10 protein-coding genes are annotated in these 11,305 nt (G+C 67.6%); 6 read left to right on the top strand and 4 right to left on the bottom strand.

From position 1 onward, the window contains the following. Nucleotides 1–273: 273 nt before the first annotated feature. Nucleotides 274–957, bottom strand: coding sequence for an NUDIX hydrolase (locus SK571_RS38070; protein WP_319988966.1), 684 nt, complete (start codon nt 955–957; stop codon nt 274–276). 71 nt (nt 958–1,028) lie between these two features. Here SK571_RS38070 and SK571_RS38065 point away from each other — a divergent pair, with 71 nt between their 5' ends. Next, on the top strand, nt 1,029–1,976 hold the full coding sequence (locus tag SK571_RS38065; RefSeq protein WP_319988965.1) for an SPFH domain-containing protein: 948 nt from the start codon (nt 1,029–1,031) through the stop codon (nt 1,974–1,976). After that, complete coding sequence (locus tag SK571_RS38060) at nt 1,973–2,824, top strand: hypothetical protein (RefSeq protein ID WP_319988964.1); 852 nt, start codon at nt 1,973–1,975, stop codon at nt 2,822–2,824. The genes SK571_RS38065 and SK571_RS38060 overlap by 4 nt, the downstream gene beginning before the upstream one ends. Here SK571_RS38060 and SK571_RS38055 read toward each other — a convergent pair. Further along, a complete protein-coding gene (locus SK571_RS38055) occupies nt 2,756–4,033 on the bottom strand; it encodes an MFS transporter (RefSeq protein WP_319988963.1) in 1,278 nt (425 codons plus the stop codon). The two genes, SK571_RS38060 and SK571_RS38055, sit on opposite strands and share 69 nt — an antisense overlap. Nucleotides 4,034–4,120: 87 nt before the next feature. Between SK571_RS38055 and SK571_RS38050 the strand changes: the two genes are divergently transcribed. Together SK571_RS38050 and SK571_RS38045 are read left to right on the top strand one after the other, a co-directional pair. Next, nucleotides 4,121–4,990, top strand: a complete 870-nt coding sequence (locus SK571_RS38050; protein WP_319988962.1) for an SGNH/GDSL hydrolase family protein — start codon at nt 4,121–4,123, stop codon at nt 4,988–4,990. 88 nt (nt 4,991–5,078) lie between these two features. Further along, nucleotides 5,079–5,474, top strand: a complete 396-nt coding sequence (locus SK571_RS38045; protein WP_319988961.1) for an SSI family serine proteinase inhibitor — start codon at nt 5,079–5,081, stop codon at nt 5,472–5,474. Between the two features lie 55 nt (nt 5,475–5,529). On the opposite strand, the gene SK571_RS38040 is transcribed toward SK571_RS38045, so the two are convergent. Continuing rightward, nucleotides 5,530–7,797, bottom strand: a complete 2,268-nt coding sequence (locus tag SK571_RS38040; RefSeq protein WP_319988960.1) for a glycosyl hydrolase family 95 catalytic domain-containing protein — start codon at nt 7,795–7,797, stop codon at nt 5,530–5,532. A gap of 107 nt (nt 7,798–7,904) precedes the next feature. On the opposite strand from SK571_RS38040, the gene SK571_RS38035 reads away from it, so the two are divergent. Then, nucleotides 7,905–9,782 (top strand): ABC1 kinase family protein, encoded by a 1,878-nt coding sequence (locus tag SK571_RS38035; RefSeq protein ID WP_319988959.1) that lies wholly within the window; start codon nt 7,905–7,907, stop codon nt 9,780–9,782. A gap of 21 nt (nt 9,783–9,803) precedes the next feature. Here SK571_RS38035 and SK571_RS38030 read toward each other — a convergent pair whose 3' ends face one another. Further along, nucleotides 9,804–10,208: a hypothetical protein gene (locus SK571_RS38030; RefSeq protein WP_319988958.1), complete on the bottom strand. Its 405-nt coding sequence runs from the start codon at nt 10,206–10,208 to the stop codon at nt 9,804–9,806. 70 nt (nt 10,209–10,278) lie between these two features. Here SK571_RS38030 and SK571_RS38025 point away from each other — a divergent pair, with 70 nt between their 5' ends. Beyond that, nucleotides 10,279–10,929: a TVP38/TMEM64 family protein gene (locus SK571_RS38025; protein WP_319988957.1), complete on the top strand. Its 651-nt coding sequence runs from the start codon at nt 10,279–10,281 to the stop codon at nt 10,927–10,929. Nucleotides 10,930–11,305 lie beyond the last annotated feature (376 nt).

The following is an 11,305-nucleotide window of genomic DNA, read 5'->3' as shown; positions in this document are numbered from 1 at the left end:
TTTCGTCCGCTTGACACCCCTCCTCTCATGTGGCCCGCTCTTGGTGCGGCTCGTGACGGGACCCCACCGCCAACGCACCCAGCTACGCAACCGGCAGCCGCCCAAAGCAACAGGCGTGCCATCTACCTACGGACGGCGCCACCCCCCGATCAGATTGCCGGGGGTCTGGGGGCAGAGCCCCCAGGGGAAAGCACGCAACCGCAAGGTCGCCGCCCGCAAGGTGACCCACCCGCCCGGTCGCGGCACGCAAGGCAACCACCCGCAAGCGTCGCGTCACGCCGACGACCGAACCAACGGCGGACTCAACACCCCAACATCCCCCCGCCGATACAGGGCAGCCGGCCGCCCCCCATCCCGAGAGGTACTCCCCCCAGTAGGAACCAAAAACCCCTCAACCCCCGTGACCTTCCGATGAAAGTTACGAGGATCCAACCCAACCCCCCAAACGATCTCATAAACCCGCCGCAACTCAGCCACGGTGAACTCAACCCCGCAGAACTCGGTCCCAAGCCCGGTGTACTCCAACTTGGCCCGAGCCCGCTCCACCCCATCAGCCAAGATCCGCGAATGATCAAAGGCCAACGACGAAACCTCCGAAACAGGCACCCAAGCAGCCGAAGCGGCATCACTCCCAGCCACAGGCACAGGCAGATCAGGCGCCAACGCCAAGTAGGCCACAGAAACAACCCTCATCCGAGGATCCCGCCGAGGCTCCCCGTAGGTAGCAAGCTGCTCCAGAAACAGCCCAGAAACCCCGGTCTCCTCCACCAACTCCCGAGCAGCAGCAGCATCCACGGACTCGGCAACCTGAACAAACCCCCCAGGCAACGCCCACCGCCCCCGAAACGGCGCCTCCCCCCGCCGAACCAGCAGCGCACACAACGCATCGGCCCGAACGGTCAACACCACGAGATCGACCGTGACAGCGAAGGGAGGGAAATCACTTGGCGTGTACACCCCACGAAGTATAGGCTTATCGTCAGAACGACGACAAGCCGACAGACCGCAAGCCAAGAGGAGCCAGCCCCATGGCCGACATCAGCCGCTACCCAGGACTCCGCCACCTCAGGGGAGCCCTCACCGTCCACATCCGACACGTCGACAAGGGCAAGCTGATCCACGAAGGCACGGGCCTGAGCTTCTGGTTCCGCCCAAGAACCGCGGTCCTGTCGGAAGTACCGGTGGACGACCGCGAACTCCCCATGCTGTTCCACGCGAGAACCCACGACTACCAGGACGTGACGGTCCAGCTGACCATCACCTACCGATGCACCGACCCGGAAACCGCCACGGCCAGGATCGACTTCTCGATCGACCCGGACACCGGCACCTGGCGCCAGGACCCGCTGAGCCAGATCGCGAACACCCTCACCGAGAGCACCCAGCAGCACGCCCTCAAGATCCTCGGCACCCTGAACCTCGACACCGCCATCAGGACCGGCGTGGAACGGGTCAAGCAGGCGGTCGCCGAGAACCTCACCGCGGACCACATCGGCCTGGAGATCATCGACGTCAGGGTCGTGGCGATCCGCCCGGACGCGGACATGGAGAAGGCCCTCCAGACCACCGTCAGGGAGAAGGTCCAGCAGGAGGCCGACAAGGCGACCTACGAGCGCCGCGCGATGGCGGTCGAACGCGAGCGGTCGATCAGCGAGAACGAGCTCCAGAACCAGATCGAACTGGCCAAGCGCGAGGAGCTCCTGGTCGTCCAGCGAGGCGCGAACGCGTTGAAGAAGGCCGAGGACCACGCCAGGGCCAGCCGCGTCGCCGACGACGCCAAGGCCGAGGGCATCCGCAAGCTGGCCGAAGCAGAAGCCGCGGGCGAGAAGGCGCGGCTCGACGCCTACAAGGAGGTCCCGCAGGAGACCCTCTACGCACTGGCGGTCAAGGAACTCGCCGGCAACCTGCCCGAGATCGGCAGCATCACCCTGACCCCGGACCTGATCCAGCCGCTCCTGCAGAGACTGGCCCGATGAGTCTCGCCCCGCGAATTGTGCTGGTGCACCGGCGCACCGAGCTGACAGAGTTGCTGGCACGACACGGGACGCGAGGTCAGGTCGAGTTCTTCCTCAAGTCCCGCAACAGAACCCTGGACGAGGTGGTGGACCGTGACCAGCAGGCCCGCAGGGCGTTGGGAGACGTCAGCGCCGCGATCCCGCTCGACTGGCGCCGCGGCGTCGTCGAGCGGGAAGACCTGTCGCGGTTCCTGTTCGCGCCCGAGGACGTAGTCGTCATCGTCGGTCAGGACGGACTGGTCGCCAACGTCGCCAAGTACCTCGACGGCCAGCCCGTGATCGGCATCAACCCGGAACGGGGTGTGCTGGCGAAGCACGCCCCCGGTGACGCGAAGGAACTCCTGCACAGCACCGGCGACACCGAGGACCGCACGATGGTCGAGGCCAGGGCGGACGACGGTCAGACCCTCCACGCGCTCAACGAGATCTACGTCGGCCACCCGAGCCACCAGACCAGCCGCTACCGCATCAGGAACGAACGCCAGGCCTCGTCCGGCATCCTCGTGGGCAGCGGCACCGGGGCGACGGGCTGGTGCAGTTCGGCGCACCGCGAGAGGCAGAGCCCGCTCACCCTGCCCACCCCGACCGAACGCAGGCTCGTCTGGTTCGTCAGAGAGGCCTGGCCGTCGCCGAGCACCGGCATCGACCACACCGAGGGTGAGATCACCGACCGCCCGCTCGACATCGACGTGGAGTCGGACGGACTGGTGGCGTTCGGCGACGGCATCGAGAGCGACGCGCTACGACTGGGCTGGGGACAGCGGCTGAGCATCGGACTCGCCGCCCGCCGGCTCCGCCTGGTGCGCTGACCCGATCACCAGCAGGCACACCCCGGACAGCACGGCGCCCGCGATCAGGTACAGGGCGATGGCCCAGGTTCCGGTGCGCAGCAACGACTGCGCGACCAGCGGCGCGAGCCCGCCACCGAGCACCGCCCCGAGCTGGAAGCTCAACGCCACCCCGCTGTACCGCACACGAGTGCGGAAGAGCTCGGCGAAGTAGGCGGCCGATGGACCGAACAACGCGGCCGAGCCCACGAACCCGAGCACCATGGCGAACGTGAACCAGCCCGAGTCCGTCAGCCAGAACAGGGGGAACGCGAACGCGGCCTGGAAGATCGCCCCGCCGAACATCACCGGCAGCCGCCCGACGCGATCGGACAGCAACGCGAACGCGGGCACCGCGACGACCTGCGCCAGCGACCCGACCACGGTCGCGATCAGCAGGTCGTCCGCGGAGATCTTCAACGCGGTGCGCCCGTACCCGATCATGAACACGCTCAGCACGTAGATGAAGATCGTGAAGCCGAGGTTCACGCCGGCCCCCAGCAGCACGACGCGCCACCGGTCGCGCAGCACCTCGGCGATCGGCAGCCGCGACTTCTCGGCACGCACGAACTGCGGCGACTCCGACACGCGCAGCCGGATGTAGAGGCCGATCCCGACCAGCACGACCGAGAACAGGAACGGCAACCGCCAGCCCCAGCTGAGGAAGTCCGGCCCGGAAGCGCGCGACGACACGTACATCGCGAGGTTCGCCAGCACGAGCCCGACCGGCGAGCCGATGAACACCCAGCTGCCGTACCAGCCCCAACGCCCCGGCGGCGCGTGCTCGACGGCCATCAGCGACGCGCCGCCCTGCTCGCCGCCCATGAAGAAGCCCTGCACGACCCGCAACAACACCAGCAGCACCGGCGCGAGGATGCCGACCTGGGCGTACGTCGGCAGCAGGCCGATCAAGGCCGTCGACAGACCGGTCACCGACAGGGTCACCACGAGCATCGCGCGGCGCCCGATCCGGTCGCCGAGGTGACCGATCACCGCACCGCCCAGCGGCCGGGCGAAGAAGCCCGCGCCGAACGTGGCGAACGCGAGCAGCACCCCGACGCGCGAGTCGAACTGCGGGAAGAAGATCTTGTCGAACACCAGCGCCGAAGCTGTGCCGTAGAGCAGGAAGTCGTACAGCTCGATCGTATTGCCGACCGCTGAAGCGGCCGCCACTTTGCGTACCCCCGTCATCGTTCCAGCCTGGTCGAGGGATTGACACTGCGCAATGGTCCGGTCAGCCTTCGTCCTACGTTCCTACTCTTCAGTAACGAGGTAGCAATGACGCGCCGAGTGACTGTTGTCTCCCTGCTCACGGCCCTGATCGCGGCCATGCTGGCACCGCCCGCCAGCGCCGCCCCGCAGTACCGGAACTACGTCTCGCTCGGAGACTCGTTCGTGTCGGGACCGTTCATCCCCCTGCAGCGGCTCGACCCGCTGAGCTGCTTCAAGTCCACCCAGAACTACCCGTCCGTCCTCGCCAGGAGGCTCGGCGTCACCAACTTCACCGACATCTCCTGCGGTGGCGCGCAGACCAAGGACATGGCGGGCGTCCAAAGCGGCATCCCCGGCCAGTCCGTGCCGCAGTTCTCCGCCCTCAAGGCCGACACGGACCTCGTCACGGTCTCCATCGGCGGCAACGACATCGGCTTCTCCGACATCATCCTGACCTGCGCCGGCAAGAGCGTGCTCGACCCGCACGGCGCTCCCTGCAAGGCGAACTACGGCGACTCGCTCGCCCAGCGCGTCGACGCCACCGCCGCCAAGGTGGCCGCCGTGCTCGCCGGCATCAAGCAGCGCTCGCCGAAGGCCAAGATCGTCGTCGTCGGCTACCTGCGCATCCTGCCCTCGTCCGGTGGGTGCTGGCCGATCGTGCCGATCTCGAGGGGCGACGTGCCGTACCTCGACAACGTGCAGAAGCAGCTCAACGGAATGCTCGGCACCCAGGCGCAGGCCGCCGGTGCCACGTTCGTGAACCCGTACGACATCAGCTCCGGTCGCGATACGTGTGCGGCGCCGTGGGACAAGTGGGTCGAGGGCATCATCCCGACGAGCCTCGCGTTCCCCGTTCACCCGAATGCCAATGGCATGGCAGCGGTGGGTAAGCAGGTGGCCGCCGCTCTCGCCGGGACGGAACTGACCGGCGTCTAGTTGCACGCACTTTCGGCGGTTTACACGATCCGGTGCTTACCGCTCAGTTGGTTGGAGTTCCGGGTCCTTGCCGCGCCAGAGTGTTGGCATGGCAAGGACCCGAATCTTGTTTGCCTGTCTGGCGCTCGCCGCACCGATCGTTCCGGCGACGGCGCACGCGGCGCCACTGACAGCGCCCCTCCTGCCCGCATCCGGCCTGGTGCTGTCGGTGCAACCGGAGATGGGCACGCTCAGCACCACGCAGCTGAACTGCGAACCCGCAGGCGGACTGCACAAGAACGCCGAACAGGCGTGCGACCAGCTCATGCCCGTCGAAGGTGACTTCCGCAGACTGGAAGAGACCGGCGCGATGTGCACGATGGAGCTGAACCCGACCAAGGCCACGTTGCGCGGCAAGTGGCGCAACAAGAAGATCGATTTCCAGCAGGTGTTCTCGAACCCGTGCGTGCTGCGGGCGTACACCGGCAAGGTCTTCGACTTCTGAGCCGCGTCACCGGTGTTCCAGCGCACCGCCGTCGCGCTGGAACACCGGTGGCGTTCTACCCCGGCAGGCCCCAGGAAGGCGCGGAAGCGCCGGCCACCGGACCTGCCTTCAGATCAGGCTTGTCACCAGCTCGGTGAATCACCGCTTCCTCACCGCGCCGCAGATCGATGCGCAGATCCCCGTTGGGCAACACCGAAAAACGCTTCGGCCGACCACGCGAATCGCGCACGACCGGAACCTTGACGTCCGTGCGCACAACGCAAGGCGCACCGGCCTCACTGCGCAGCTTGATCCACCGCGTGACGCCCTGCTGCCGCGAAGCCGACAGCAGGAACGCTCCCTGCGTCCGGAAGTCGTCGAGCGAGATGTCCGGCCACGGCACCGCCGGGAACACCCGGATCACGCCACCCCAGCTCTGGCAGAGCATGTCGTACATCGACTGCACGGCGCTCAACGGCGTTTCGATGACCGGCCCGGACTCCTGGTACATGGTGTTCGGCTTGATGTACCGGCGCATCAGCTCGCCGAGGTAGAAGTCCGCCCTCTCGCCACGCAGCATCTGCGCGCTGATCGAGGCCGCCCCGGTGAACGTGTAACCCTGCAACGCGCCTTCGAAGCTGATCCAGTGGTTCAGCGACGTCTCGATGAGCTGCCGCTGCGCGGGGTCCTCCCAGGTGACCTCGTACAGCGGGTAGATCTGCAGCAGGTGCGAGTAGTGCCGGTGCGACTTCGCGAACGGCACCCCGGCACCGATCATGTACCCGTTGGCGTCCACCGGGTACGGCGTGAGATGAGCGAGCGTGTCCTGCCACTTCGGGATCAGCGGATCGTTGACGCGCAACGACTTCGCGGCCTCCAGCAACGTCCGGCAGCCCCACCGGATCAACGCGAGGTCGTAGGTGCAGTCGGGCGCGTTCACGCCGTACTCGGGCGAGAACGTGAACGGCAGGTGCCACTTCCCGTCCGGTCCCTTGGTCAGGAAGTGGAAGTAGTAGTTGACGGCCCTGCGCAGCAACGGGAACAGCACGCCCCGCAGGACGCGGTCGTCCATCGTGTGCCGGTAGGTGAGCCACACGTTGTGCAGCGTCCAGGTCAGGTTGCCGACCTCGGGCGTCGGCACGTCCCTGCCGGGAACGCCCACGCCGTAACCGGAGTTGCCGACTCCCGCGCCGTTGTTCAGCACGGTGTCGGTGGTGCGCGGGATGCCCGCGGAGTCGTGCCGGTACTCGGCCGGCACCTGGTCCACCAGGGCGTCGCGGTATCTGTCGACGGAGTGGGTGACGGCGTCGAACTCGACGTGGTTGGAGCCGTGGATCAGCCAGTACTCCAGCTGCACGTTGAGGTTCCACCACGTGTTCGGCCACGGGGTGTTCTCGAGCCACGGCCCGCAGGTCGCGATCGCGGGTGCCTCTTTCCGCGCCGCCGAGGCGAACTTGTAGAGCTGGATCCAGTAGAACGCCTCCAGCCGCTTGTCCGGAATGGACAGGAAGCTCCTGCGGTAGAAGTCGTGCCACCACAGCCGGTGGTCGACGGCAAGCGCGTCGATCGAGCCGCACCGGACGTTGGCGATCGCCTTGCGCACAGCCGTTTTCGCCGGGTGAGACCACGCGACGCTCGTGAACAGAGTGCGCCGAGTGCCACGGGTGACCTCACGCCACGCCGTCACGTGCTCGCCGCCGGCGTTGAGCGGCTGCACCGCGAGCCGCACCTCACCGGCGCTGGTCAGCTGCACGGGCGGGTTGTCGGTGAACCCGGCGGGCGGCGGACGGTTCCACTTCGGGTCGGTGCGCGGGCTGATCGCTTTCAGCGGGTGGAAGACCCACTTGAACGCCCGCTCGCCCTCGCTGGCCTGGACGTCGATCGCGTAGAGGTCGCGGCGGGTGTGGATGAACGCCCGCACGCGAAGACTGCCGGCGGCCGTGGTGATCGTGCCGGTCAGCTCGGCGTTCCACAGGTCGAGCCGCAGGTCGACGCCGGTGATCGCACCGACGGGTTCGAGCGTGAAGTAGCCGATGGGCAGCCGGGCGAGGCCGAACAGCGCCCCGAACTCCGGCCGGTGGTCCTGCACCTGGGAGTGCTGGACGTTGAACCGGACGGCGTTGGCGCCCGGCTCGGCGTAGATGCCGGAGCCGAGGTAGCCGTTGCCGAGGAACGGGCCCTCGAACCACGTCGTGGGCATCTTCTTCCAGATCAGATCGGATGACCCGATGAAGTCCTTCCAGCTGAACCCATCGTCCGCGAACGCACTCCCCGAGAGCAGCGCACCACCTGCTACCCCAGCTAGAGCGCCTCCGAGCACCGTGCGCCGGTTGAGTTCGACCACTGCCGAGCACCTCACTTCGCTGTGCGGTCAGATCAACGCTGGCGGCGATTCATCGGATCTTTCGCGACCTCCCAGCCTGAGTCAAGGGGCGCGCCTAGGCTTCGATCATGGGGGACTTCCTCGTCTACACGATCGGCTTCCCGATCACGTTCCTGCTGCTCGTCATGGGCATGGCCCTGGCCGCGCGGCGCATTCTCGGGCTGCGCATCGGCCTGATCCGCACCGCGCTGATGTGCGCGCTCGCGATGTCGATCGCGACGAGCATCTTCGGCGAGGCGACCGCGGAACCGTCCGCCGCGCTGATCAGCGTGCAGCTCGGGCTGTCGATCCTGGTGGTCATCGGGCTGCTCGCGTTCGCCGAGATCATCGTGCCGACCGGCTCGATCCCGCCGCCCACCGAGTGGTGGGGCATGGCGCGGCGGCGGATCGCGCGGACCAGGCGGTACTCGCGGATCACCGCGATCGCGTTCCGGCACGGCCTGGGGCCCTACCTGCGCGGCCGGGAGCGGACGTCCACGGGGCTCTCGCGGTCGCTGCGGCTCGCGTTGCAGGACGCCGGCGTGACGTTCGTGAAGCTCGGGCAGGTGCTGTCGACGCGTGCCGACCTGCTGCCGCAGGACTTCGTCGACGAACTGAGCCTGCTCCAGGACAAGGTCCCGGCGGCGAAGTGGGAGCAGGTCCGTGCGGTGCTCGACGCCGAGGTCGGGCTCGACGCGTTCCAGGAGGTCGATCCCGAACCGCTGGCGGCGGCCTCGATCGCGCAGGTGCACCGGGCGGTGCTGAAGTCCGGCGCAGAGGTCGTCGTGAAGGTGCAACGCCCGGACGTCCGGGCGACTGCCGAGGGCGATCTGGACATCGTCACGCGGCTCGCCGAGAAGCTGCAGCGCACGCGGTGGGGCTCAGCCCTGGGCGTCCGCGACCTCGCGTCGGGATTCGCCGCGGCACTGCGCGAGGAACTCGACTTCAAGATCGAGGCACGCAACATCATGACCGTGGCGGCGGCGTCGGACTCGTCCGTCGGGCTGCCCCACGTCCACCTGTCGACGTCTCGTGTCCTGGTCATGGACCGGCTCGACGGGGTGCCGTTGCGCGGCGCCTCGGAGGACCTGGAACTCGCGCGCACCCTGCTGCGGTTCGTGCTGCGCCAGGTGATGCTGGACGGCGTCTTCCACGCCGACCCGCACCCCGGCAACGTGCTGCTGCTCGCCGACGGACGCCTCGGCCTGCTCGACTTCGGCTCGGTCGGGCGGATCGACTCCGCCCTGCGCTCGGCGCTGCAACGGCTGCTGCTGGCGATCGACCGCAGTGATCCGGCAGGGCTCACGGACGCGTTGCTGGAGCTGACCTCACGGCCGGAGGACATCGACGAGCAGCGGCTGGAGCGCGCCCTGGGCCAGTTCATGGCCCGCCACCTCGGCGCGGGCATGCGTCCGGACGTGGAGATGTTCGGCGACCTGTTCCTGATCGTGTCGCGGTTCGGCCTGAGCATCCCGCCGGAAATCGCGGCGGTGTTCCGGGCACTGGCAACGCTGGAGGGCACGCTGGCGGTGCTCGCTCCGGGCTTCAACATCGTCGTGGAGTCGCGGTCGTTCGCCGCCGAGCAGATCTCCGAACGGCTCACACCGGAGTCGGTGCAGCGGACCATGGCCGAGGAACTGCAGGCCGTGCTGCCGATGCTGCGCCGGTTGCCGCGGCGGATCGACCGGATCACCGGGGCGATGGAGCAGGGCCGCCTGAGCCTGTCGATGAGGCTGTTCGCGGACGAGCGCGACAGGTCGTTCATCACCGGCCTGCTGCACCAGGTGATGCTGACCGCGCTGGGCGCCACCGCCGGCGTGATGGCGGTGTTGTTGCTCGGGTCGTCCGGCGGGCCGCAGATCGCCGCGGACGTCGGGCTGCACCAGGTGCTCGGCTACAACCTGTTGATCATCGCCGTGCTGCTGGGCCTGCGCGTCGTCGTCACGGTGCTCAGACCGCGTTCCTAGTGCCGCGACCGACCGGCAGCACTAAAACTGCCTGCGGTACACGGAGACGTCGTCGCGCCACACGCCGAACACGTCGGGCGCGGACTGCACGACCGTCATCTCGTTGAGGTGACCGAGCACCCTCCAGGCGCGCGCAACCGCTTGCGCACCCGCGTAGGCGATCGTGCAGAAGCGGCGCGGCTCGACGACCGTGCGCACGCGGTCTACGTGGCCGACGCTCATCGGCGTGTCCTGCCACAGGTCCAATGTGTACCCGGTGCGGATGGGATCACCGGACCCCAGCACGCCCTCGATGCTGACCACCAGCCGGTCGCCCTCGAGCCTCAGGTCGTAGTGACCACTTCGCGGCGGAGTGCCACCGGTGTACGCGGAGCGTGCCGGGTCGAGCACCCAGTGCCCGAGAAAAGGCACGAGATCGTCACTCATGTGTGTCCCTTCGCGGAACCTGCGCCACTGGCGGATTGTCCGGCGCATCGGCGTGGGCGACCATCACCCGATGAGTTATGAGACGGGCGTTCGGTGGAAGTGGATACCGGCCGTCGTGCTCGGCTTCGTGTTGCTGAGCTGGATCGTGTTCGAGGCGCTGGACCTCATCGACTTCGACGGGGTCGTGACGTGGGTGCGCGGCATCGACCCGGTGTGGGCGGTGGTGGCGATCTTCGGGCTGCTCGTCGTGGACGTGCTGCTGCCCGTGCCGTCCACCCCGCTCATCGTGCTGGCCGGAACGGCACTCGGCCTGCCCCTCGGGCTGGCACTCGCGGTCGTCGGATCCCTGGGTTCCTCTGCCGCAGGGTACGCCCTGGGGCGGTTCGCGGGCCCGTGGCTGGTGCGCCGGGTGGTCACCATCGAGGAGCTGACCGAGATGCGGCGCTGGGGCCGTCAGTTCGGGCCCTGGTTCTTCGGGGTGGCGCGCGGCATTCCGATGATGGCGGAGACCGTGTCGGTGTCGGCCGGGGTGTCGCGGGTGTCTTTCCGGACCTTCATGTCGTTCACCCTCGTCGGAACCGTCCCGATTTGCGCCGCCTACGTGTTCGCCGGATCGCAGGCGGACACCGTCGAGCAGATCGTGATGATCAGCGCCGTCGGTTTCCTGTTGACGGTCGGCCTGTTCTACATGCTGCGCCGGCTCGTGAAGGCGGCGCCTTAGGAAAACCCTTTGCGCGGTGTGGTTGTATGAGTGTGCGCCCGGTGCGCAGCGAAGGGTTACTTCGGTGATTGCTCAGGTTCGACTCCTGAGGCCGGTTCCGGCCGGTCTCTGCTCACCCCGGTGAGCACGTCACCCTCCGCGATTTGATCTCGGGCGTCCAAAACTCCACATCGGCCGGAATTAAACCGCTGGCCAGGTGTGGTTGCATAGAAATCGCACCCGGTGCGAAGCCAACGGTTACTTCGTCTTCAAAACGCAAACACACCGTTGGCGAGTTTGATCTCGGGAGCGCACAACTCCACACGTGTCCGGTGCGAAGCAGAGGGTTACTTCCACTGTTAATGGGCGGGTTGCGGGTTCGAGTCCCGCCAGACGG

The organism is Lentzea kristufekii (genome assembly GCF_033949925.1).
In the GTDB taxonomy this organism is placed as follows: Bacteria; Actinomycetota; Actinomycetes; order Mycobacteriales; family Pseudonocardiaceae; genus Lentzea; species Lentzea kristufekii.
This window is presented reverse-complemented; position numbering and strand designations above follow the sequence as displayed.